Annotated in this window: 25 protein-coding genes and 1 tRNA gene; 17 read left to right on the forward strand and 9 right to left on the reverse strand. The window is 61.9% G+C overall.

Annotated elements, in window-relative coordinates; all coding sequences use genetic code 11:
* Positions 1-7 precede the first annotated feature (7 nt).
* The 3 genes from N6L25_RS14145 to N6L25_RS14155 all read left to right on the forward strand — a co-directional run bounded on the left by N6L25_RS14145 (position 8) and on the right by N6L25_RS14155 (position 1424).
* Positions 8-361 carry a HesB/IscA family protein gene (locus tag N6L25_RS14145; protein WP_271981505.1) on the forward strand — a complete coding sequence of 118 codons (354 nt, stop codon included), beginning with the start codon at positions 8-10 and terminating at the stop codon, positions 359-361.
* A gap of 61 nt (positions 362-422) precedes the next feature.
* Complete coding sequence (gene sufT, locus N6L25_RS14150; protein WP_271981507.1) at positions 423-965, forward strand: putative Fe-S cluster assembly protein SufT; 543 nt, start codon at positions 423-425, stop codon at positions 963-965.
* Complete coding sequence (locus N6L25_RS14155) at positions 966-1424, forward strand: SufE family protein (protein ID WP_271981509.1); 459 nt, start codon at positions 966-968, stop codon at positions 1422-1424.
* A gap of 49 nt (positions 1425-1473) precedes the next feature.
* On the opposite strand, the gene N6L25_RS14160 is transcribed toward N6L25_RS14155, so the two are convergent.
* Both N6L25_RS14160 and N6L25_RS14165 read right to left on the reverse strand, forming a co-directional pair.
* A complete protein-coding gene (locus N6L25_RS14160; protein WP_271981511.1) occupies positions 1474-2712 on the reverse strand; it encodes a flagellar assembly protein T N-terminal domain-containing protein in 1239 nt (412 codons plus the stop codon).
* 4 nt (positions 2713-2716) lie between these two features.
* Positions 2717-3268 (reverse strand): LPP20 family lipoprotein, encoded by a 552-nt coding sequence (locus tag N6L25_RS14165; RefSeq protein WP_271981512.1) that lies wholly within the window; start codon positions 3266-3268, stop codon positions 2717-2719.
* Between the two features lie 341 nt (positions 3269-3609).
* Between N6L25_RS14165 and traF the strand changes: the two genes are divergently transcribed.
* The 6 genes from traF (at position 3610) to N6L25_RS14195 (ending at position 9453) form a co-directional block, all read left to right on the forward strand.
* Positions 3610-4854 carry a conjugal transfer protein TraF gene (traF, locus tag N6L25_RS14170; protein ID WP_271981514.1) on the forward strand — a complete coding sequence of 415 codons (1245 nt, stop codon included), beginning with the start codon at positions 3610-3612 and terminating at the stop codon, positions 4852-4854.
* Positions 4855-4986: 132 nt separating this feature from the next.
* Positions 4987-6114: a multifunctional CCA tRNA nucleotidyl transferase/2'3'-cyclic phosphodiesterase/2'nucleotidase/phosphatase gene (locus tag N6L25_RS14175; RefSeq protein WP_271981516.1), complete on the forward strand. Its 1128-nt coding sequence runs from the start codon at positions 4987-4989 to the stop codon at positions 6112-6114.
* The gene (locus tag N6L25_RS14180; protein WP_271981518.1) at positions 6111-6854 is read left to right on the forward strand and encodes a pteridine reductase; all 744 of its coding nucleotides are present in this window, start codon (positions 6111-6113) and stop codon (positions 6852-6854) included. Before N6L25_RS14175 ends, N6L25_RS14180 begins: the two co-directional genes overlap by 4 nt.
* Before the next feature lie 172 nt (positions 6855-7026).
* Entirely contained in the window at positions 7027-8205 is a 1179-nt protein-coding gene (locus N6L25_RS14185; RefSeq protein WP_271981520.1) for an acetyl-CoA C-acetyltransferase, read from the forward strand.
* A 20-nt stretch (positions 8206-8225) separates the two neighbouring features.
* Positions 8226-8690 (forward strand): tRNA (uridine(34)/cytosine(34)/5-carboxymethylaminomethyluridine(34)-2'-O)-methyltransferase TrmL, encoded by a 465-nt coding sequence (gene trmL, locus N6L25_RS14190; RefSeq protein WP_271981554.1) that lies wholly within the window; start codon positions 8226-8228, stop codon positions 8688-8690.
* 1 nt (position 8691) lies between these two features.
* Positions 8692-9453, forward strand: coding sequence for a hypothetical protein (locus N6L25_RS14195; RefSeq protein ID WP_271981522.1), 762 nt, complete (start codon positions 8692-8694; stop codon positions 9451-9453).
* Positions 9454-9630: 177 nt separating this feature from the next.
* Here the strand turns inward: N6L25_RS14195 and secB are convergent, their stop codons facing one another.
* Together secB and N6L25_RS14205 are read right to left on the reverse strand one after the other, a co-directional pair.
* Entirely contained in the window at positions 9631-10134 is a 504-nt protein-coding gene (secB, locus tag N6L25_RS14200) for a protein-export chaperone SecB (RefSeq protein ID WP_271981524.1), read from the reverse strand.
* A gap of 162 nt (positions 10135-10296) precedes the next feature.
* Entirely contained in the window at positions 10297-10713 is a 417-nt protein-coding gene (locus N6L25_RS14205; protein ID WP_271981526.1) for a rhodanese-like domain-containing protein, read from the reverse strand.
* 223 nt (positions 10714-10936) lie between these two features.
* On the opposite strand from N6L25_RS14205, the gene gpmM reads away from it, so the two are divergent.
* The 4 genes from gpmM (at position 10937) to N6L25_RS14225 (ending at position 16019) form a co-directional block, all read left to right on the forward strand.
* The gene (gene gpmM / locus N6L25_RS14210; protein WP_271981528.1) at positions 10937-12484 is read left to right on the forward strand and encodes a 2,3-bisphosphoglycerate-independent phosphoglycerate mutase; all 1548 of its coding nucleotides are present in this window, start codon (positions 10937-10939) and stop codon (positions 12482-12484) included.
* A 33-nt stretch (positions 12485-12517) separates the two neighbouring features.
* Complete coding sequence (locus N6L25_RS14215; protein WP_271981530.1) at positions 12518-13678, forward strand: murein hydrolase activator EnvC family protein; 1161 nt, start codon at positions 12518-12520, stop codon at positions 13676-13678.
* 126 nt (positions 13679-13804) lie between these two features.
* Positions 13805-15196 carry a S41 family peptidase gene (locus N6L25_RS14220; protein WP_271981532.1) on the forward strand — a complete coding sequence of 464 codons (1392 nt, stop codon included), beginning with the start codon at positions 13805-13807 and terminating at the stop codon, positions 15194-15196.
* A 37-nt stretch (positions 15197-15233) separates the two neighbouring features.
* Complete coding sequence (locus N6L25_RS14225) at positions 15234-16019, forward strand: divergent polysaccharide deacetylase family protein (RefSeq protein WP_271981556.1); 786 nt, start codon at positions 15234-15236, stop codon at positions 16017-16019.
* 93 nt (positions 16020-16112) lie between these two features.
* On the opposite strand, the gene hisF is transcribed toward N6L25_RS14225, so the two are convergent.
* From hisF to N6L25_RS14250, 5 genes are all read right to left on the reverse strand, one after another.
* On the reverse strand, positions 16113-16886 hold the full coding sequence (hisF, locus tag N6L25_RS14230) for an imidazole glycerol phosphate synthase subunit HisF (protein ID WP_271981534.1): 774 nt from the start codon (positions 16884-16886) through the stop codon (positions 16113-16115).
* Positions 16887-16919: 33 nt separating this feature from the next.
* Positions 16920-17651, reverse strand: coding sequence for a 1-(5-phosphoribosyl)-5-[(5-phosphoribosylamino)methylideneamino]imidazole-4-carboxamide isomerase (gene hisA, locus N6L25_RS14235; RefSeq protein ID WP_271981536.1), 732 nt, complete (start codon positions 17649-17651; stop codon positions 16920-16922).
* Between the two features lie 45 nt (positions 17652-17696).
* Entirely contained in the window at positions 17697-18338 is a 642-nt protein-coding gene (hisH, locus tag N6L25_RS14240) for an imidazole glycerol phosphate synthase subunit HisH (RefSeq protein ID WP_271981538.1), read from the reverse strand.
* Positions 18339-18359: 21 nt separating this feature from the next.
* Entirely contained in the window at positions 18360-18953 is a 594-nt protein-coding gene (hisB, locus tag N6L25_RS14245; protein WP_271981540.1) for an imidazoleglycerol-phosphate dehydratase HisB, read from the reverse strand.
* A gap of 226 nt (positions 18954-19179) precedes the next feature.
* Positions 19180-19641: an SRPBCC family protein gene (locus tag N6L25_RS14250; protein WP_271981542.1), complete on the reverse strand. Its 462-nt coding sequence runs from the start codon at positions 19639-19641 to the stop codon at positions 19180-19182.
* Positions 19642-19853: 212 nt separating this feature from the next.
* On the opposite strand from N6L25_RS14250, the gene N6L25_RS14255 reads away from it, so the two are divergent.
* The 4 genes from N6L25_RS14255 (at position 19854) to N6L25_RS14270 (ending at position 23687) form a co-directional block, all read left to right on the forward strand.
* Entirely contained in the window at positions 19854-22091 is a 2238-nt protein-coding gene (locus N6L25_RS14255; RefSeq protein WP_271981544.1) for an AsmA family protein, read from the forward strand.
* Positions 22088-23164, forward strand: a complete 1077-nt coding sequence (gene mutY, locus N6L25_RS14260; RefSeq protein WP_271981546.1) for an A/G-specific adenine glycosylase — start codon at positions 22088-22090, stop codon at positions 23162-23164. Before N6L25_RS14255 ends, mutY begins: the two co-directional genes overlap by 4 nt.
* A gap of 54 nt (positions 23165-23218) precedes the next feature.
* The gene (locus N6L25_RS14265; RefSeq protein ID WP_271981548.1) at positions 23219-23491 is read left to right on the forward strand and encodes an oxidative damage protection protein; all 273 of its coding nucleotides are present in this window, start codon (positions 23219-23221) and stop codon (positions 23489-23491) included.
* Between the two features lie 120 nt (positions 23492-23611).
* Positions 23612-23687: transfer RNA gene (locus N6L25_RS14270), tRNA-Phe, on the forward strand.
* Positions 23688-23762 lie beyond the last annotated feature (75 nt).

Below are 23762 nucleotides of genomic sequence, written 5' to 3' on the forward strand. Positions count from 1 at the left end.
TGAATGCATGACAGCCGAAACGTTTACCCCCACCGTGGGCGTGACCATGACGCCGAGCGCGGTGTCCCATGTTCGCAAGCAGCTGGCGAAAAAGCCCGAGGCCAAAGGCATCCGGCTGGCCATCCGGAAAAGCGGCTGCTCCGGGTTCAAATACGAGACCCAGTGGGTAGAGAGCCCCGAGGTGGATGACGACATCTTCACCGTTGATGGTGTCGACATCTTCGTCAAGCATGAACACCTGCCCATGGTGAACGGCACCGAGATCGACTTCATCACCCAGGGTGTCAACTCCCTGTTTCAGTTCCGCAACCCCAACGCCACGGCAGAGTGTGGTTGCGGCGAAAGTTTCACGGTTACCTGAACGCCCTCGGCACCAGGCAACCGCTAATCGGCAACGACAGCTAAACGAGGTCATCCAGCGCATGCAAGAACGGGAAGTGGTGCTCACCAAGCGCGAGGTGGAAGCCCGACTGGTCCCCGCCGGCACCGAAATCATGATTCCGGCGGATACCTTTGTGACCATCACCCAGTCGCTGGGGGGAAGCTTCACCGTGGCGGTGAACGGCAACCTGGCCCGCATCGAGGGCCACGACGCCGACGCCCTCGGCAAGCAACCGCTGCAGAGCAGCTTCGACACGCCGGAAGACGGCAGCGTCAACGAGAACCAGGTGTGGGAAGCGCTGCGTAACTGCTACGACCCGGAAATTCCCGTTAACGTGGTGGAGCTGGGACTGATCTACGAATGCAACGTGATGAACGGCACGCCGGAAGGTAATCACGTTTACATCAAGATGACCTTGACCGCCGCCGGCTGCGGTATGGGCCCGGTCATCACCGAAGACGTCAAACGCAAGGTGGAGCATGTCCCCCATGTGGACAAGGTCACGGTCGAGCTGACCTTTGATCCGCCCTGGAACAACGATATGCTGAGCGATGAAGCCAAGCTCGAACTGGGAATGCTGTAAATGACCGCCACCGAACAACAGTTCCGCGACAACCCCCTGGGCAAGGACGTCACCCTGGAGGACGTTTTCGACGCCTTTGAGTTCCTGGACGACTGGGAAGAGCGCTACGCCTACATCATCGATCTGGGCAAACAGCTGCCGGCATTCCCGGAAGCCGAGAAAGTCGAGGAAAACTACGTCCATGGCTGCCAAAGCCAGGTCTGGCTGATCCACCACCAGGACGACAGCGATGGCAAGCTGTACCTGATGATCGAGTCCGACGCCATGATCGTCCGGGGCCTGGCCGCCATCATCCTGGTGGCGCTGAACGGCAAGCAGCCCCGCGACCTGCTGACCACCGACATCGACGAGCTGTTCGAGCGGCTCGACCTGTTTCGGCACATTTCGCCAACCCGCGGCAACGGTCTGCGGGCGATGATCGGCAAGATTCGCGACATCGCCGCCCGCGAGGCCGCCTAGGCTTACCGCCGGCGTGAAGCCTCCCCCGGCCCCACGCGAGCGCGGCGCGCTACCAAACCACCGCCTGATCGCCGCGCTGAATATTCACCAGCGCACCGGTCATCGGCATCTCCCCGTTACTGAAATCCGGATGCACGCTGTTGATCGTCACTGACGCCTGACTGTCCTTCAGCTCCGGCGCTGCGCCCGGCGTATCGAAGTAGCTGTAGCTACGGTACAGATGCAGCTCATCCCCGGGGCGCAGGCCTGCGGTGGAGCCAGACGCCAGGGTGACCCGCCGACCCTCGACCCGGGTGACACGGGTGATGAAGGGCTGGCAGCGCACCGCAGCCGCAATCGCCGTGGCCATGTCATCCAGCACACCGGTAACCGCCTCGCCGTAGCCGGTGCGGTGGAATCCTTCGGAATCAAATCCAGCGGAACTGGCCGGGGCGGCGTCCCAAAGCCCGCGAGTGGCGTACCGACTCTGGTACACCGGCGCGCCACTGAAGCCGTCAAACACCATCAGGTCGGCGACGAACCGCCGGTGCCGATTGACTACGCCCAAGCCGCGCTGGAGCCGGTCCAGCACCGACGACCCCCAGGCTTGCGGATCTTCCACCGCCACACTGCGGATGACACCCGCCACCACGAATTGGGCGTCCAGATCCCGGGCCAACGCCGATACGTTACTCAAGCGGTTGTCGAATGCCTGGGCCGTGGGTGCATTCACCGTATCCAGCATCAGTTGGGTGGTGGAAGCGCTCAGCACTTCCAGCCGCCCGGTCTGCTGCAAACGCGCCCTCAGCTGTTGCGGCAAGGTTTCGCCAGCGTCGTCAATGCCGCCAAGGACCGCCTGTTCCGGGGCCAGCAGCGGGAAACCGGCTACCGCCACCCGCTTTTTCAAACGCGCAGCCGTGCCAACCTCGCAGCTGGCGCTCTGGGACATGTCAGCGCGCAGGGTAACCCGCATCAGGTTGCCGACCTGGCGCTCGCTGAGAATTTCGATACTACGGGCCTGGGCCGAGGTCGCGACCACCAGTTCCGATTCGGTCACCACACCGTTGGTGACGGTATCGCGGCTGTCGATGCGGGCCTCGTATTGCAGCGCCACGTCACGGAGGGCCGCACGCCGGGCTTCCTCACGGGCCAGCTCCAGGTTGCCCCCCTGAATCACCGCGTGTCCGGTGCCTTCCAGCACCACCGCCAGCGCCGCGACGGGCATCAATGCCAGCAACGCCAGGCCATGGAAAAACAGGCGACGGCCGTAGCGAGCCAACAGCAGTGAGCGCAGAGATATTCGCTTCATCCATTCAATCCAGATAGTAGAGGGAGTCAACCGCACGGGTCTGAATATCACCAGAGCGGTCGTTGCCCCTGGGCATGGGAATCGGGCAGTCACTTTGCAGCCGGTCATTGGAAGCCAGGGAAACACACTCCCGGAAGCGGGGTTCCAGTTTCAGCTCCATCACGGTTTCCACGACGCCATCGCTGTGCTCATTCACCGCCACCACCTTGGCGCCACGAATGTAGCTGTCGACATAGGTGCGGAAATTATCGTTGTTCAGCACGAAGTCACTCACGGTTGAACTGCCGAAGATCACCGTGCCGTAAACCCGTTCCGCCAGATTGCGGTAGGCGTCCAGTTTCGAGGCCCGACGGGCAAGCAGGCGTGCGCGGGCATCGACACGGTCGCGGCTGACGTTCTGATAGGTACCATAGCCGTTTTCCCGAACCACAATCGCCTCCAGTTGCGGTTGCTCCGACACCTGCTGCTGTTTGTACTGGCCAGTTGGCGCGCAGCCCGCCACAACCCCGGCCAATACCGCCGCCACCAGCACCCGAGCCGCCCCCTGCGAAGTCATGTGCGTAATCTCCCCAAAAAATTCGATGATCTTGGCGCCACCATGAAAAATCCACGCCAAATCGCTTAACCCATTGTTTTTCAATAATACTGCAGCATTTTATTGATGCACCTCGGCGTGAAAGCGGCAAAGTTTCGCCTCCCGGCAGCCAGCCTTGCGAGACGCCTTAACAGATATGAAACATTCCGTTACCGCATTGCCGGTGATGCCTTCCAACATCTGGTTTACGCTGGCTTGACCTGTATCCATGCTTATGGATTCGGAACCCTGGCCTGAGATTGTTCGTCTTCACTACACCATTATGAAGTGTTCCGGCCAAACCGATAGGAGTAACTGACCTTATGACCGGTATCCGAATTTCACGCCTGGCCCTGGCCGTCGGGCTGACCGTTACCAGCACCGCCTCGCTCGGCGCCCCCCAGGCGTTCCAGACCGCCCGCTCGTTTGCCATGGGCGGCACCGGCGTGGCGGTGGCCCATCCAGCCACGGCCAACATCGCCAACCCGGCGATGCTGGCCAACGGACACCACGACTGGGCCGACGACTTCGGCCTGATCCTGCCGTCGATCAACCTCCGCGCCGCCGATGAGGAAGAAGTGGTGGACCAGATTAACGACATTCAGGACACCCTCGATCAGCTGGAAAACAGCGACACCGTGGTGGAAGTCCAGGAAAATGCAGGACGACTGCGCGGGCAACTGGCGGCACTGAGTCGCGACACCGCCCGCATCGATGTGGGCGCTGGCCTCAGCCTGGCCATTCCCATGGAAACCATTTCCGTCGGCGTGTTCACCGACGGCAGCCTGCGGGTCACCACCCGCGGTAATGTCACCGCCAACGACCTGGCCATCCTCCAGGAAATCGAAGAAGACCTTGGCGAAGCCGCACTGGTGGCGTCCGGATTACGGGACGTGGAATCCGAACTCACCTCCGACGGCACCGTTATCGCCGCCTCCACGGCGGAAATTGGCATCAGCTTTGCCCGCGCCCTGGAGCTGGCCAACGGCAACAACCTGGCCCTGGGCATTTCGCCCAAGTACGTTCAGCTGCGCACCTTCGAGTATGTGCAGCGGGTGAGCAACTTCGATGACGACGATTTTGACGCCGACGAAAACGAAACCGACGACAGCCAGTTCAACCTGGACCTGGGCGCCGCCTACCGGTTCGGCGAAGACCGCCAGTGGAACGCCGGCCTGGCGGTCAAGAACCTGCTCCCCATGGACCTGGAGTCCACCAGCGGCGCCGAACTGGAGATCGAACCGAAAATCTCCGCCGGCCTGGCGCACTTCGGCGACTACCATGTGGTCACCGCGGAACTGGATCTCTCCGAACAAAAAGGCTTTGGTTTCAGTGACGATACCCGGTGGCTGGCCGTCGGCGCCGAGTTTGACGCCATGCGCTACGCCCAGGTCAGGGTGGGCCTGCGCCACAACCTGGCCAGCGATGGCGACCATCGCGGTGTCGAGGAAAAAACCCAGTTCACCGCCGGCATCGGATTGGCGCCGTTCGGCGCGCACCTGGACATCGGCGCATTGATCAGCGACGCCGACCTCGGCGCCGCCATTGAACTGGGAGCGGCCTTCTAACCGCCCCCGCTCGCCTGGATCATCCACCGCTCACGGTGGGTGATCGCCCTCCCCGCCTCATTTACCCTTGCCATTTGCCCTCTCCGGCATAAGCCCTGATAATCTGGCCCAGTTCCTTACCGAGGTCCCTGAATGGACATCTATCTTGTTGGCGGCGCGGTCCGTGACGAACTGCTAGGCATTCCGGTCAAGGATCGCGACTGGGTCGTGGTCGGCGCTGCCCCCGGGCAGATGCTGACCCAGGGCTATCGCCAAGTCGGCGCAGACTTCCCGGTATTCCTGCATCCAGACAGCAATGAGGAATACGCCCTGGCGCGGACCGAACGCAAGCAAGGCCACGGCTACCATGGTTTCGTGGTCCATAGCGCGCCGGACGTGACGCTGGAGGAAGATTTGCAGCGGCGGGATCTGACCATCAACGCCATGGCCCGGGATGCCGACGGCCAGCTGGTGGACCCGTTTAACGGCCGCCAGGATCTGGCCGCGCGCCAGCTCCGCCATGTTTCCCCGGCCTTTGCCGAAGACCCCCTGCGTATCCTGCGTACCGCCCGTTTTGCCGCCCGTTTTGCACCTCTGGGCTTCCGCGTGGCGGAGGAAACGACCACTCTGATGGGGCAGATGGTGAGCGAGGGCGAAGTCGATCACCTGGTGCCGGAACGGGTCTGGCAGGAAATGCAGCGGGCACTGCAGGAACAGGCGCCGGCGGTATTCTTCGAAGTATTGCACAGCTGTGGTGCCCTGGCCGTGCTGATGCCGGAACTCGATGCATCCAGGTTAGCCGAGGCGCTGGACGCATTGCGCTGTGTTTGCGCTCACGACACGGCCACCGATGTCCGCCTTGCCGCCATGCTGTCGCCGCTCTCAACCGACGTCGCGTCACAGCGCGCCAAGGCCATGAAGGCACCGAACGAATGCCAGGATCTGGTCCGCTTAACGACCACCGCCGCCGAACGGTTTGCCACCAACTCAGCAGGCGCAGGTTTCGGTGCCGAGGACCTGCTGCAACTGCTGGAACTGGCGGATGCCTGGCGCAAGCCGGAGCGTTTTAGCCGGCTGCTGGTTGTGCTGCGGTGCGCCCAGGCCAGCCACCTGCACCCGACCCTGGCCGCACTGGAACAGGCCGCCGTCGACACCGCACAAGTCAACGCCCAGGATCTGATGGCCCAAGGCCACAAAGGAAAGACTCTGGGCCAGGCAATCCGCCTGGAGCGTCTCCGGCGTATTCAGACCCTGCTAGCATCGTCACAGGAGGCGCCGTGACCGAAACACCCGTCGCCCTAGTCACCGGCGCCGCCCACCGGCTGGGGGCCGCCACCGCCAGCCGCCTGCACCAGCGCGGATGGCGGGTGATCATCCATTACCGGAGCCGGCCGCAACAGGCCAAGGCCCTGGTCGAAAGATTCAACCAGGCACGCCCGGGGTCGGCCATCGCACTGGCGGCCGACTTGAGCCAGGCCAACGACATCAAACAACTCGCGCAGGCGGCCATCGCCCGCTGGGGCCGGCTCGACGGTTTGGTCAACAACGCCTCGCTGTTCTACCCGACCCCGACCGCCACGGCCAGCACCGAAGACTGGGACGCCATTCTCAACACCAACCTGCGCGCGCCCTTCCTGCTGGTTCAGCAGTGCCTGAATGCCCTGCAGCAGAGCAATGGTGCCATCGTGAACCTGCTCGACATCTACCACCAGCGACCGCTGGCAAACCACCCGTTGTACTGCGCCAGCAAGGCCGGACTCGCCAGCCTGACCCAGGCCTGGGCACGGGATCTCGCCCCCAATGTGCGGGTTAACGGCGTTTCTCCCGGTGCCATCCTCTGGCCAGACAATGGCGAAGCGATAGACCCGGACTACCAGCAGGCCATTCTCGCCAAGACTCCGCTCTGCCGTACCGGCACCCCGGACGATATCGCCGGGGCCGTGGCCTTCCTGCTCTGCGATGCGCCCTTCGTGACGGGACAGATCCTCGCGGTGGACGGCGGCCGTAGCCTGAACATGTAACAGCCCGTCCAACACCGCTCCCGTTCCGGCAAACTCCCGGCTCCACCGCTATCTCACACCCGGCTGGCGGTGCGTTGGTCCACCTTTCCGTTTCCGCTACAATGCAGGGCATATCGATACGGGAACCGCTACATCAGGCTCCCCGCCCTCTTTATCATTTTGGAGATTAGCCATGCGTGATGTTGTGATTGTTGCCGCCAAGCGAACCGCCGTCGGCAGCTTCGGAGGCGCCCTGGCCAGCCTGCGCGCCGACCAGCTCGGCAGCGCCGTAATCAGCGCCCTGCTGGAAGACACCGGAGTCGCAGCGGATCAGGTCAACGAAGTGGTCATGGGCCAGGTGCTCACCGCTGGCTGCGGTCAGAATCCGGCCCGGCAAGCAGCGATCAATGCCGGCCTGCCGGCCTCGGTCCCCGCCATCACCATCAACAAGGTCTGCGGTTCCGGTCTCAAGGCCGTGCATATGGCGGTGCAGGCCATCCGCTGTGGCGATGCCGAGATGATCATTGCCGGCGGCCAGGAAAGCATGAGCCAGGCCCCCCATGTGGTCCCCAACAGCCGCAACGGCCAGCGCATGGGCAACTGGACCATGATCGACACCATGATCAATGACGGCCTGTGGGATGCTTTCAACGACTACCACATGGGCATCACCGCCGAGAACATCGTGGACAAGTACGACATCAGCCGGGAGGAACAGGACGCCTTCGCCGCCGCCTCCCAGCAAAAGGCGATCGCCGCCCAGGCCGCAGGCTACTTTGATGGCCAGATCGTTCCCGTCAGCGTTCACCAGCGCAAGGGCGACCCCATCGTGGTTACCCGGGACGAGAATCCTCGGGACGGCATTACTGCCGATGGCCTGGCCAAGCTGCGCCCCGCCTTCAAGAAGGACGGCACGGTCACCGCCGGCAACGCCTCTTCACTGAACGACGGTGCCGCGGCAGTGCTGGTGTGCAGCGCCGAAAAAGCCGAGCAGTTGGGGCTGGCGCCCTTAGTGACCATTCGCGCCCACGCCAATGCCGGCGTCGACCCCACCATCATGGGCACCGGTCCGATTCCGGCCAGCCAGCGCTGCCTGGAACGGGCCGGCTGGAGCGTGGACGACCTGGACCTGGTGGAAGCCAATGAGGCCTTTGCCGCCCAGGCCCTCTCGGTCAACCGTGAACTGGGCTGGGACACCAGCAAGGTCAACGTCAACGGTGGTGCCATTGCCATTGGCCATCCCATTGGCGCGTCCGGTTGTCGCATCCTGGTGACCCTGATCCATGAGTTGATCCGTCGGGATGCGCACAAGGGTCTGGCCACCCTCTGCATCGGGGGCGGCATGGGCGTGGCACTGGCCGTGGAACGCTGATGACGGAGCCGTCGGCGCCACTGCTGAATGTCGTACTGTACGAGCCGGAGATTCCGCCCAACACCGGGAATATCATCCGGCTCTGTGCCAACACCGGCTGTCGCTTGCATCTGATTGAACCGCTGGGGTTCAGCCTTGAGGACAAGCAGATGCGTCGCGCCGGGCTGGACTACAGCGAGTACGCCACGGTGAAGGTGCACCGTAACTATGAGAGTTTTCTCGACACCGAACGGCCCGCCCGGCTGTTCGGCCTGACCACCCGAGGCACTCAGTCCTATCATCAGGTACAATTTCAGGAGGGAGATTACCTGATGTTTGGCCCGGAGACCCGGGGCCTGCCCAGCCAGGTCCGCGAACAACTGCCATCACATCAGCGCTTGCGGGTGCCCATGCAGCCGAACTCCCGCAGCCTTAATCTGTCCAACGCGGTGGCGCTGGTGGTCTATGAAGCCTGGCGCCAGCTGGATTTCATTGGAGGCCTGTGAGGTGAAATCGACCCGTTTCGAAAGCCCGGCAGCGCCGGGAATGAGCTGGCGTTCGCTGGTCGTCTGTGCGCTGGCACTCTCCTGGCAGCCCGTTACCGCCGAGGACGAGGCCGCCAACCTGCGCCGGATCACCTCCCTGGAAGACACCTCGGAAGCCTCAGTGCATGCCGGCCAACAGCTGATTTCCGCCATCTACGAGGGCTGCGGGCTCACCGTCAAGTTTCTTGAGGCGCCACCGGCACGATCCCTCAGCCTGGCCGAAGCCGGCCGTTCCGACGGCGAACTGGCCAGGGTGCGAGATGTCATCAACGAGAATGGTCCGCTCGTCGCCCTGGAACCCCCTCTCACCCTGCTGCAGCTGGTGCCGATTTATCTCGACCCAGGCATTCCCGCCCAAAACACCCTCGTCGCCGTCGACCGCATTGGCTACATCAACGGTTATCGCATGGTGCCGCCACTGCTGCCCACGGGAAAGTCCACCTTACTGGCCCACAGCACTGAGCACCTGGTGCTCCTTTTGGAAAATGACCGGATAGATGTCGGCCTTACCCTGAGCTGGGACGCTCAAAAGGCGACATTCAACAACAATGCCCTGATCATCGGGGAGCCGATACTGGAGGCGCCGGTCTATCATTACATTCACCGCTCCCGGGTCGCCGACCTGCCGTGTCTGTCGGCGTCGCTAAAGCGACTCAAGGCCGAAGGCCATGTGGACGACCTGCTGAACGCGATATTGGCCGAGCAACTCACGGGCAGTCGTTAAGGCGAACCACGCCTTGCTGATGCAGCCTTCAGGGCACGCGGAGCCGATTCGGAGCTAGTCAGAGACTTCTTAGGGAAGAGATCCGGCGTGAGGGCCGAATTCGGTAGGAGGGAAACCGGGAGCAGGGTCGCCCAACCGGTCGTAACCGACCGGTTGGGCGAACTGCCAGCTCACCGGTCAGTGAGTCTGACTTTCCTGAGCCGCCTGGGCCTGGGCTTCGTCCTGCTTGCGCTTGAGCGCCTGGGCGTAGATGGCATCGAAGTTCACCGGCGCCAACATCAAGGCCGGGAAGCTACCTTTGTTGACCAGGCCGTCAATGGCCTCGCGAGCGTAGGGGAACAGGATATTCGGGCAGTAAGCACCGAGCATCTGCCCCAGTTGCGGGCCCTCGATGTTCTGAACCATGAACACCCCGCCCTGCTGGATCTCCACGATGTAAGCCACTTTTTCGCCCACCTTGGCGGTGACGGTCAGGGACAGCACCACTTCGAACTGGTTGTCGCTGATCTTGGTATGGCTGGTGTTCAGATCCAGGTTGACCTGGGGCTTCCACTGCTCCTGGAAAACGGTCGGCGAATTGGGTGATTCGAAGGACAGGTCCTTCACATAGATCCGCTGCAGGGCAAACTGCGGTTGAGTTGCGTTTTCGCTGCCTGCTGCGGCCTGCGGGTTGTCAGCCATGTTTTATCCTTTCAATCTCTGATCGGGCAGCAATTGCCCTGTTGGGTTAAAAGCGCGACCGCGACAGTGTACCCACTGGCTCCGCGTACTGATGTGAAACAGTGCGGCAGATTGGCCATCAATTCAAGGGTTCAAGCCCTGACCGCCGCCGGCGCCACTCGCCTACTTTTTAACCAATGGCAGATTGCTGGCTTTCCAGTCGGCAACGCCACCGTTAAGGCGAACCACCTTCTCAAAACCCTCGGCGGTCAGCTGCTTGACGGCCATGGCCGCGTGCTGCCCCATTTTATCCGCCACCACGATCTGCTTTTCCTTGTGCTTGTTCAGCTCCGCCATGCGATCCTTGAGGCTGTTCAATGGAATATGCAGGGCACCGGTGATATGTCCCTCGCCGTATTCCTTGCGATCGCGGATATCCAGCACTATGGCTTCATCCCGGTTGATCAGGCTGACCGCAGCCTGGGCAGAGATCTTCTGGCCACCGCGGCGGGATTCCAGGAGAAACAGGGCCGCCAGCAGTGCGACAAATACCGACACCAGAATGTAGTGATTGACTATAAACTCGAACAACCTGTCCATGAACAAACCCTGCTGAATGATTTTGGCGCGATTATACACGCCCTCCGGCGGCGACAGAAGGCGGGGCACCGCCCCTGGCCCAGCCGGGGAACGGCAGCTCCCGGTTGCGTAGCCTGTGCTGGGCAAAACGGGTAGAATTAGCGCTTCCATTTTTTGCCAAACGCATTTTTTGCCACACGCATATTGGCCAAACACCTTTTTGCCATTTACACCGGATAAAGTGATGACTGTGACGCGCAAGCCGACTGCACTGATTATTCTGGACGGCTGGGGCCACCGGGACCCGGCGGAAGACAACGCTATCAGCAACGCTGAGACGCCGTTCTGGGACAAGATCTGGCAGCAGCAACCGAAAACCCTGATCAACACCTCCGGGATGTTTGTCGGACTGCCCCAGGGCCAGATGGGCAACTCCGAAGTCGGTCACATGAACCTGGGCGCTGGCCGGGTTGTGTACCAGAGCCTGACCCGCATCGACAAGGATCTGGAAGACGGCGCCTTTGCCAACAACCCAGTGATCTGCCGGGCCATCGACCAGGCCGTCGCTAACGGTCGCGCCGTCCACCTGATGGGCCTGCTCTCTCCGGGCGGCGTCCACAGCCATGAGAACCACATCCTCGCCGCCGCCGAAGTGGCTGCCCAACGGGGCGCCAAGGAAGTCTATGTTCACGCCTTCCTCGACGGCCGCGACATGCCGCCACGCAGCGCCCAGCCGTCGCTGGAAAAAGCCGCCGCCGCCCTGAAGTCCCTCGGCGTTGGCCGGGTAGCCTCCATTGTTGGCCGTTACTACGCCATGGACCGGGACAACCGCTGGGACCGGGTCGAGGAAGCCTATAACCTGATGACCCTGGGCGAGGCCGAGTTCACCGCCACCAACCCTCAGGAAGCGCTCGACATGGCCTATGAGCGGGGCGAAAACGACGAGTTCGTCAAAGCGACCCGGATTCACGCCCCAGGGGAAAGCGAAGCCACCATCAATGAAGGCGATGCCGTGGTGTTCATGAACTTCCGTGCCGACCGCGCCCGCGAAATGACCCGCGCCTTCGTCGAGCCGGGGTTTGACGGCTTCAAGCGCCGCAAGCTTCCGCAGCTGGCGGATTTCGTCATGCTCACCGAGTACGCCGCCGATATCCAGACCCCTTGTGCCTACCCGCCGGAGGCGCTCACCAACGGCCTCGGCGAAGTCATGGCCAAACTGGGCAAGACCCAACTGCGCATCTCTGAAACCGAGAAGTATGCCCACGTCACCTTTTTCTTCAACGGTGGCCTGGAAACACCGTTCGAGGGCGAAGACCGCATCCTGGTGCCTTCGCCCAAGGTCGCAACCTATGACCTGCAGCCGGAGATGAGCGCACCGGAGGTCACCGACCAACTGGTGGCGGCCATCAAGAGTGGCAAGTACGACCTGGTGGTGTGCAACTATGCCAATGGCGACATGGTGGGCCATACCGGCAAGCTGGACGCCGCCATCAAAGCCGCCGAATGTCTGGACCAGTGCGTGCAGCGGGTCACCGAGGCCCTTGAGGAAGTGGGCGGCCAGGCTTTGATTACCGCCGACCACGGCAACTGCGAGCAGATGACCGACCCCAATTCCGGCCAACTGCACACCTCCCACACCATTGGCCCGGTACCGCTGGTCTACGTTGGCCCGCGCAAGCTGCGGCTGAAGGACGACGGCAGTCTCAGCGACGTCGCACCATCGCTACTCAGCCTGATGGACCTCGAACCACCGGCGGAGATGACCGGGCACAGCCTGGTCGAACCCCAGTAGGCGGGCCGGTCCTGCGGACCGGTCGGTATGTCCATGCAGCAACCGCTCCGACGCCTCAGATCCACAGCACTCCCGGGCTTTTGCCTGGGCGTGCTGTTACTGTGCGCGTCGGCACTCGCCGACGACGTCTCACCGCAACAGATTGAAGCACTCAAGGAACAGATCGCCGATATCGACGACTGGCTGCAAGATGCCGAAGAAGAGCGTTCCGATCTGCAGCAGGCCCTGGTCCGCGCCGAACAGCAGATCAGTCGGCTGACCCGGCAACGCCGGGAACTGCGCCAGCAGCTGGCGCAGCAACGCAATCGCCTGGCCGCACTGCAGCAGCAGGAACGGGACCTGATCGCGGTACTCGACCGCCAACGCGACGGCCTCAAGCGCCAGCTTCGTGCGGCCTGGATGGAAGGGGACACCCCGGCCATCAAGGTATTGCTGAACGAGGTAGACCCTCAGGATGTCGCCCGCACCATGACCTACTACGAATACCTCAGCCAGGACACGGTCCGTCGGCTCGAGGCGTTCAACGCCAACCTGCGCCAGTTGCGCTCCACCCAGCACGAAGCCAACGCCACCGAAACCCGCCTGGCCAAACTGGAACAGGACGTGGCCCAACGCCAGCGGCAACTGCAAGACAGCCGTGCCGAGCGCGAACGGACCCTGGTCGCTCTCAAGGCCGAGATCGGCACCCGCCAGGACCGCCGGGAACGACTGGAGGCCGATCGGGTACGACTGGAGAGGCTGTTGCGGGAGGTACAGGCCGCCATCGCCAGCATTCCCGCACCCAACGAATCGCAACCCTTTCAGTCGCTACGGGCCAAGCTGCCCTGGCCGGTACAAGGCCGGGTCGTTCGCAACTTCGGGGAAAGCCTGGCTCAGGGCCGGCTTCGCCATAATGGCCTGCTGATCAGTACAAGCAGTGACGCCGAGGTGAAAGCGGTGCATTATGGTCGGGTGGTGTTCGCCAACTGGCTGCGAGGCTTCGGCCTGCTAACCATTATCGATCACGGCGACGGCTTTATGAGCCTTTACGGACACAGCAGCAGCCTGCTCACCAGTCCGGGCGACTGGATTACGGCGGGCCAGGCCATCGCCATCTCGGGCCAGACCGGCGGTACCGATCAACCCGCGCTGTACTTTGAGGTCCGCCACCAGGGCACCCCCCAGAACCCCAGACGCTGGCTTAGCCAACGCTGAGCCTTCACGGGCATCCGGTGGGCGGCGAGTCCAATTTCCGCGGGCTGACAAAGCCCGCCCAGGACGCCATACTGTTGGCTAAGCATAAGAAAACTTTTCATTATTTGACTGGAACAGGACAGCTGAATGGGAAAGGCAAGAAGTAATCGGTACCCGCAAGGTTTGCACGCGCTGATTGGCGCCGCCTGTTTGATCGCCCTTCCCGCCTTCGCCCAGGGCCAGGATGACACCGAAGCACAAAAGCGCCTGCTGGAAGAGATCAACAACGGCCAGCAAGTGCAGATCCGCCTACCGGATCCGGAAGAACAATTGCCCCTGGACGACCTGCGCAAATTCACCGAAGTGTTCAGCCGCATCAAGGAAGCCTACGTCGAGGATGTTGACGACCGGCAACTGCTCGAGAGCGCCATCAAGGGCATGCTCGCCGACCTGGACCCGCATTCCACCTACCTGGCCCCGCAGGACTACGAACAACTCGAAGAAAGCACCACCGGTGAGTTTGGCGGCCTGGGCATTGAAGTGGGCATGGAGGACGGTTTCGTCAAGGTCATCGCCCCCATCGATGACACCCCCGCCCAGAAAGCCGGCGTGCTGGCCGGCGATCTGATCATCAAGCTCGGCGATCAGCCGGTCAAGGGCATGTCGCTGGAGGAGGCGGTCAACCTGATGCGCGGCAAACCCGGCACCATTCTCACCCTCACCATCCTGCGGGAAAGCGAGAACGCGCCGATCGAAATCGATGTCGAACGCGCCATTATCAAGGTCAACAGCGTGAAATTCCGCATGCTGGAGAACGGCTACGGTTATGTCCGCATTACCCAGTTCCAGTCAGAAACCGGCGCAGACTTCCGCGCCGCCATTACCAACCTGATGACCCAAAATGGCGGCAGCCTCGATGGCCTGATCATCGACGTGCGCAACAACCCTGGCGGCATCCTTCAGACCGCAGTGGAGGCCGCCGATGCCCTGCTCGATGAAGGCCTCATTGTCTACACCGAGGGCCGGATCCAGAGTTCCCGCTTGCGGTTCAGTGCCACTCAGGGAGACATCACCTCCGGCACCCCAACCATCGTGCTGATTAATGGCGGCTCTGCCTCAGCCTCGGAAATCCTCGCTGGCGCCTTGCAGGACCACCACCGTGCCGTGGTCATGGGCACCCAGTCGTTTGGCAAGGGCTCGGTGCAGACCGTTATCCCACTGGACGAAACCCACGCCATCAAGATGACCACGGCCCGCTACTACACCCCCAATGGCCGTTCGATTCAGGCCCGCGGTATTGTCCCCGATATCGAGGTACGTCCGGCGCAGCTGACCGAACTGGAGCGGCGCCCGTTTTTCACCGAGGCGGATCTCAGCGGACACCTTGAGAACGGCGATGAAGAAGAGCCGGATTCCCAGAGCCGCGCCGTCGAGGGCGACGTTCCCTCCCCCATTGACCAGGACTTCCAGCTCCGGTCTGCCCTCAACCTGCTCAAAGGCATGAAGATCCTGGACCAAAGACAGCATGGAGCGCAGTAAACGGATGGTACGAATTGCGTTGCTGATCGGCGTCTTGATGGCGCCCGCATTGACCTGGGCGGAGTCCAACAGCGATAGCGCCGGCCAGCTGCCACCCACCATCGCCATCATCATCGACGATGTGGGCCACAATAGGCACGAGGGTGAGCGGCTGATTGCGCTCGAGCAGCCCATTACCCTGGCGTTCCTGCCCTACCGTCGCTACACCTCCTGGCTCGCGGAGCAGGCCCACCGTAACAACAAGGAGATCATGCTGCACGCCCCCATGGCGAACACCCACGACTTCGCTTTGGGGCCGGGCGGGCTGACCAGCGAGATGGACCGCCAAGGCACCATCACGACCCTGCGTCGGGCCCTGCAATCCATTCCCCACGTTCAGGGCGTCAACAATCACATGGGCAGCCGGCTCACTCAGATGATGGAACCCATGGAATGGGTAATGTCGGAGCTCTACCGTTACCCGCTGTACTTCGTTGACAGCCGCACCATCGCCAGCTCCATAGCCAGTGATGTGGCCCAGGCCTATCAGATTCCCACGCTGGTACGCGACGTTTTCCTGGATCACGAGCAGACCGAGGAGTTCGTCCACCGGCAGTTCCAGGAATTGATCCGCCTGGCGCGGAAAAATGGCAGCGCCATTGGCATTGGCCACCCCCACACAGTCACCGTCGACTATCTGGAAAAACACCTGCCCCTGCTGGATCAGCAGGGCATTGCCGTGGCCACGGTGAGCGCGGTGTGGGCGTTGCGCAACGACAACCGGGAAATGTTTGCCGAAGGCGAGAAGCAGAGCATCAGCCCGGCGCTGGCCACCACCCGCTAGTAACGTCTGCACACTCCGGAGTAGACGCAGACTCAACAAAAAAGCAGGCCTCCTGGGAGACCTGCTTTTTTATGGGGCGATGCCTGGCGGGCTTTAGAGTCGTACTTCGATGCCCTGTTCCCGCATGGCCTGCTTGGCCTCGGGGATGGTGTGTTGCCCGAAATGAAAGATGGAGGCCGCCAGCACCGCATCGGCACCGCCCTGAGTGACGCCGTCGGCCAGGTGCTGCAGCTCGCCGACACCCCCGGATGCAATCACCGGCACCGACACCGCGTCGCTGACGGCGCGGGTCAGACCGAGATCGAATCCGATTTTGGTGCCGTCCCGGTCCATGCTGGTCAACAGCAGCTCGCCGGCACCCAGCTCGGTCATCTTCTTCGCCCATGCCACCGCATCCAGCCCGGTGGGCTTGCGACCGCCGTGGGTGAAAATTTCCCAGCGCTCAGGCTCGCCCTCCCCGCTCACCTTCTTGGCGTCAATGGCCACCACGATGCACTGGCTACCAAATCGCTCGGCGGCCTCGCGGACAAACTCCGGGTTGAACACCGCCGCGGTGTTGATGGACACCTTGTCCGCCCCGGCATTCAGCAACTTGCGGATGTCCTCCACGGTGCGCACGCCGCCACCGACGGTGAGCGGAATAAACACCTCGGCAGCCATCCGCTCAACGGTTTCATAGGTGGTGTCGCGGCTTTCATGGCTGGCGGTGATGTCGAGGAAGGTGATCTCGTCGGCGCCCTGCTCGTTGTACTTGCGCGCCACCTCCACGGGATCTCCGGCATCGCGGATATCAACAAAGTTCACCCCTTTCACTACCCGACCCTTGTCAACGTCGAGGCAGGGAATGATGCGTTTGGCCAATGACATGGTGGTGCACTCCGCTAGGTGGAAAGTTCAGTCTTACAGGCTGTCGCAGAAAGCCTGAGCTTCGGCCACGTCCAGCGTGCCCTCGTAGATCGCCCGACCGGTGATGGCACCGAGGATGCCCTTGTCGGCAACGGCGGCCAGTCGCTTGAGGTCGTCCATGTTGGTGACGCCGCCGGATGCGATGACCGGGATACCGCCGGCTTCGGCCAGGGCCGCCGTCGCCTCGACGTTAACGCCCTGCATCATGCCGTCACGGGCGATGTCGGTGTAGACGATGGAATCGACGCCATCACTGGCAAACCGCCTGGCCAGGTCGGTGGCCATGACCTCGGACACTTCCGCCCAGCCGTCGGTAGCCACCCGGCCGTCTTTGGCGTCCAGCCCGACAATGATGTGGCCCGGAAACTGTTTGCACATCTGAGTGACGAATTCAGGCTCCTTGACCGCCTTGGTGCCGATGATCACCCACTGCACGCCAGCCTTGAGGTAGGCCTCGATGGTCTCGGCGGAACGAATACCCCCGCCAATCTGGATCGGCAGGTCCGGGTAACGCTTGGCGATGGCCTGCACGATCTCGCCATTGACCGGCTCGCCGGCAAAGGCGCCGTTCAGATCCACCAGGTGCAGGCGACGAGCGCCGGCGTCCACCCAACGGGCGGCCATGTCTACGGGATCATCGGAAAACACGGTGGAATCGTCCATACGCCCCTGACGCAGGCGCACGCATTTGCCGTCTTTGAGGTCGATGGCGGGAATAATCAGCATGAGAGGGAGTCCGTATCTGTCTATCGATTCAGTATCCGGACCGGCTCAGGTGCCGGTCCAGGCCACAAAGTTCTTCAGTAACTGCAAGCCGGCGTTATGGCTCTTCTCCGGGTGGAACTGAGCCGCAAAGATGTTGTCACGGGCCACCGCTGCCGCCAGGTCGACGCCATAATGGGTTCGACCGGCCAGGTCCGGATTGTGATCCGCCTCGGCATAGAAGCTATGAACAAAGTAGAAACGCTCGCCGTCGGCAATGTTGTGCCACACCGGATGGTCGACGGCCTGGTAGACCTCGTTCCAGCCCATGTGGGGAACTTTCAGACGCTCAGCGTTCTGCTCCAGGAGGTTATCGCCAAAGTAGCGCACCTGGGCCGGGAACAGATTGATGCAATCCACGCCGCCGTTTTCCTCGCTACGGGACATCAGCGCCTGCATGCCGACACAGATGCCCAGCAGCGGACGATCAACGGCAACTTCCTTCACCAGGGCATCAACGCCCAGGCGGCGGATCTCCGCCATGCAATCACGGATTGCGCCCACCCCCGGCAAAATCACCCGGTCAGCCTCGCGGATGTGATCGGCGTTGTCGGTCACCAGCACCCGGACATCCGGCGCCACATGCTCCACCGCCTTGCTTACGGAGTGCAGGTTTCCCATGCCGTAATCAATAATGGCAACGGTCTTCATCTAAAGCATCACTCCGGCAGGTTACAGCGAGCCCTTGGTGGACGGGGTCATCCCCGCCATGCGCTCATCCATTTCAATCGCCATGCGCAGGGCACGGCCGAACGCCTTGAACACCGTCTCAATCTGGTGGTGGGTGTTCTTGCCCCGCAGGTTGTCGATGTGCAGGCTGACCATGGAGTGGTTCACAAAGCCGTGGAAGAATTCCTCGAACAGATCGACATCGAATCCGCCCACGGAGCCACGGGTATAGGGCACGTCCATGATCAGGCCGGGGCGGCCGGACAGGTCGATCACAACTCTGGACAGAGCTTCGTCCAGCGGCACATAAGCATGGCCATAGCGGCGGATGCCCTTCTTGTCGCCAACGGCCTGCTTGAACGCCTGACCAAGGGTGATGCCGATGTCTTCTACGGTGTGGTGATCGTCGATGTGCAGATCTCCCTTGGACACGATATTCAGGTCCACCAGGCCATGGCGGGCAATCTGATCCATCATGTGTTCCAGGAAGGGGACACCGGTATCGAAGGTGGCTTTACCGGTTCCGTCGAGATCGATCTCGACGGTAATCTGGGTTTCAAGGGTATTTCGTTCTACCCGAGCCTTGCGTTCGGCCATGGGGACTCCAGTGCAATGAGACGGCGCAATGCCAAATAACTTTCGTGTGCGGATTATACCTGTTCTTGCACTCAGCGTCTCACCACGGCCTGAATTCTCTGGGGAGTCTTAAAGCAAGGCCTGAGAGCCTCGCAAGGCAGGCCTGCCCGAGCGAGAGACTCCCTGAACTAAAAAGGGGTACGGAGTGCTGCGAGAACGCGTTCAGCTCGCGTCACGCAGCACGGCATTAGAAGGCCTTCTTGAGGTTCGCCACGTAGGTATCAACCAGGCTATTGAACTCATGCTTGATGACCGGACTGATGGCCAGCTTGAGCAGTCCCGGCAACGGCAGGGTCAGCTCGGCGGAAGTCTTGAACTTCAGGGTGGTGGCATTGTCACCGTTGGCCTGAATACTCCACTCGCCCTGCACTACGCCATTACCCTCGCCTTTCACCGGCTTCCAGAAAATGGTGCCGGCATCTCGGTCGGCGCTGTAGGTGCAGGCATAGACGGACTGAATCGCATGCTTGTCGACGCCGATTTTTTCCATCTCCCAGCGATAGGCGTTATCACCCAGATCCACCAGCTTATCCACTTTGGGGAAATAGCCCGCCGAACGGGGTACATCCGCCAACAATTCGAACACATCGCCATAGGCAGCCGAAATCTCGAAATCCCGACTCAATTCAATGGACACAGTGATAGCCACAAATCTCTCCTTAAACTCAATGTTGAAATAATGTCTCTAGTCCGTTCACCGAGCGAACGCTGCGGGCCATCCCGGCCACGTTTTTAAGTAATTATTCTGTATGAATCCTAATGGATTGTCATACAGTGCAACTTTTATTTTGGGGCGCCTAGGTTATCCTTGCAGACATCTGCGCCATTTCCCCGGATCTCACCCGAAAGGATGCCGACACCATGAAAACAGTACGTTATCTGGCCTTAGCCGTCATTGGCCTGATCGTCCTCGCGCTGGCGGCGATTGCGGTTGCCATCGCCGTTATCGACCCCAACGACTACAAGCCCCAGATCGAGAAGGCCGTCGAGGACACCACCAATCTTGATCTCATATTAGAGGGCGAGATCGGCTGGTCATTTATTCCCCTCGGCCTGGAACTCAATGGTGTCGAAGCTACCCTGGAGAACGACCCCCTGGTGCGCCTGGAAAGACTGATTGCCCAGGTCGATTTCTGGTCGTTGATTACCCTGTCACCACAGGTGAACACCTTCGTGCTCGATGGCCTGAACGCCCACCTGGTGGTGGATCAGCAAGGCAACGGCAACTGGACCCGCATCATGCCCCAGTCAGACGAAGCTGTCGCCGATTCGGTTCCATCCACGGAACGGCCCGCCCCGGCAGCTGAAGCAGGTATCGATACCGAGACCGAGACAGAGACCGCGGACGCAGGCGCGCCGCTCAACTTTAATGTGGAGAGCGTACAGGTCACCAACGCCAGCGTGCTCTACAACGACAAGAGCAGCGGCCAGTCGGTGACCCTGGAAAACGTCAGCCTCAGCGCCAGCGAGATCACCCTGGGCAAGGGCTTCCCGATGGAAATGGCCTTCCGCTTCGCCACCAGCCAGCCCGAGTTTGCGGTAGACGGCAGCCTCCGTGCCGACCTGGATGTCAACCAAGCGCTGAACCGATTTGCCATGGCCAACCTTAATTCCCGCTTCGCCCTCAGCGGCGAGCCATTCGGCAACAAGACGGTGCAGGCCGTGATCAAAGGCGGCGCCGTCGCCGACCTTGAAAACGAGACCGCCGCGGTAAACGACCTCACCGTAACCCTGGCGAACCTGGAGCTGACCAGCAACCTCAACGTGACCGGCTTCGGCGACACGCCGGAGCTGAGCGGCAACCTGAACATTGCCCGCTTCTCCCTGAAGAAATTGCTGGAGGCCCTGGGCCAGCCGGCCATCGAGACCACCGACCCGGACGTGCTCAAGGCGCTGGCGCTGTCGATGAACGTCAATGGGCCGGCCGGGCAAGTCAACCTGGACAACCTGTCCATCACGGTGGATGACACCACCTTCGCCGGCAATGCCCGCTATACCCTGGCCAACAGCGCCATCGCCCTGGACCTGCAGGGCGACACCTTCAACGTTGATCGCTACCTGCCACCCGCCGCTGAGGACGAAGCCCAGACCGGCGACAACGCCTCCTCGCCCAGCACGCCAACCGAGACAGCCACCAGCACCGAAGAGGGCGACCTGCTGCCGCTGGATACGCTGCGCACCCTGGCCCTGGACATCAAGCTGGGCCTGGGCGAACTGGTGGCCAGCAATCTGACCATCAACGACCTCAAAGCGGTAATGACCGCGAACAACGGTGTACTCAAGGTCAACGAACTCAGTGGCAAGCTGTACGAAGGCGGATTTAACGCCAACGCGACCCTCGACGCCCGCACCGACAATCCGACCTGGTCCATCGGCTCCAGGGTCAATAACGTACAGACCCTGCCACTGCTGACTGACCTGGCGGAAGTGGACCTGCTGGCCGGAGGCGCCAACCTCAATATCGACCTGAAAACCGCCGGCAACCGCATATCCGCGCTGCGCAACAACGCCAAGGGTGACATCGGCTTCAATCTCGCCGAAGGCGAATTCACCCGCATGAATCTTACCCGCATGGCCTGCCAGGGCGTCGCCCTCGCCAACCAGGACACCCTGGCCACCACCGGCTGGGGCACCAGCACCCCGTTCAACGACATGCGCGGTACTCTCAAGGTGGACGGCAACACCCTCACCAACACCGACCTGGTGGCGGCGCTGGCCGGTATGAAACTGGAGGGCAACGGCACCGTCGATCTGGCGGCGTCGGCGCTGGATTACGAAGCCGGCCTGCGCATTATCGGCGAGATTCACCGGGATGAAGCCTGCCGGGTGACCGAGTACGTGGAAAACGTGGTGATTCCGGTGGAATGCCGGGGTGACTTCGCGGAAGACCCCGCCGGACTGTGTTCCTTCGACGGATCCCGTTTCCGCGATACGCTCAAGACCATCGCCGCCAACGCTGCCCGGGCCAAGGCTCAGGAAGAAGTGGAGCGGGCTCGCGGACGCGCTGAAGAACGGGTGACCGAAGAGCTGGAGCGCCGCCTCGACAGCGAGGAGGCCGAACAGGTCAAGGACGCTTTAAAAGGGTTGTTTGGCCGATGAACGACAGCATTGCCCAACGATTACTGGACTGGTACGACCACCATGGCCGCAAGACCCTGCCCTGGCACCAGGATCGCAACGCCTACCGGGTCTGGGTCTCGGAGATCATGCTGCAGCAGACCCAGGTGGCAACCGTCATCCCCTATTACGAAGCGTTTATGCAACGTTTCCCCGATGTCGGGGCACTGGCCTCGGCACCGGTGGACGACGTGCTCAGCCACTGGTCAGGCCTCGGCTACTACGCCCGCGCCCGCAACCTGCAAAAGGCCGCTCAGACGGTGGTCGACCAGTTTGCGGGCAAGTTCCCCGCCGACCAGAGCCAGCTGGAATCCCTGCCCGGTATCGGCCGCTCCACCGCGGCGGCCATCCTGGCGCAGGCCTTCCAGCAACGGGCGACCATTCTCGACGGCAACGTCAAGCGGGTGCTGGCCCGCCACCACGCCGTGGCGGGTTGGCCTGGCCAGACCGCGGTGCTGAACCAGCTGTGGCAGCACGCCGAGACCCACACTCCCCACGACCGGGTCCGAGACTACACCCAGGCGATCATGGACCTGGGCGCCATGGTGTGCACCCGCAGCCGGCCAGCCTGCGATGCCTGCCCGCTGCAAGCCAGCTGCCAGGCCAACGCCCGCGATGAAGTTGCCCGCTATCCCGGCTCAAAACCAAAAAAGGCGAAGCCAGAAAAAACCACCTGGATGGTGATCCTCGAGGACCGCCAGGGCCGGATACTGCTGCAACGCCGGCCTCCGAGTGGCATCTGGGGCGGTTTGTGGTCACTGCCGGAGCTGGACCCGGCCTACACCGCCGAGGAGCTGCCCGAAGCCTGTGAGCAGACCCTGGGACTGAGCTGCGGCGAGGCCGAGGTGCAAACCGGCTTTCGCCATACCTTCAGCCACTACCACCTGCACATTCAGCCCGCCCGCCTGACCACCGGCGTCGGTGTCGGTGCCGCCATTGCGGACGATGCCGACCAGCGCTGGCTATTCCGTGACGAAGCCATCAGCCTGGGGCTGCCGGCTCCCATCCGCACCCTGCTGACCCGGCCGGACTCTGACCAGCCTGCCCTGCTGTGATCTGATATCATTCCCGGCACGCCGATTCACAGGCCAACCACCACAGGAGCCGATATGAGCCGCACCGTTTTCTGCCGCAAGTACCAGGAACAACTCGAAGGCCTGGACTTCCCCCCCATGCCAGGCAAGAAGGGCGAGGAGCTGTACCAGACCGTCTCCAAAAAGGCCTGGCAGGAATGGCAGTCCCAGCAGACCATGCTGATCAATGAAAAGCACCTGAACCTGATGGAGCCCAACACCCGCAAATACCTGCAGGCCCAGATGGAACACTTCCTCGACAACGAGCCCTTCGACAAGGCCGAAGGCTACGTGCCACCCGAGGCCTGAACGCAATTGATCAGGCTTTGCACAGCCCGGAAAAGTTTCAGAAATTTTTATCGATCAGCCTTGACTCAATACCGCTAAACCGGTTTAATAGCGCCCCGTTGCAGAGCACTACCGCAACATGCCCGGATAGCTCAGTTGGTAGAGCAGGGGATTGAAAATCCCCGTGTCCGTGGTTCGATTCCGCGTCCGGGCACCACTAATTCAATGACTTAACCCGCTTTTTAGCGGGTTTTGTCGTTTCTGGTGTCCACGTAGTGTCCACCGACAATCT

It is taken from the genome of Marinobacter sp. SS21, from assembly GCF_028369065.1.
Taxonomy (GTDB): domain Bacteria; phylum Pseudomonadota; class Gammaproteobacteria; order Pseudomonadales; family Oleiphilaceae; genus Marinobacter.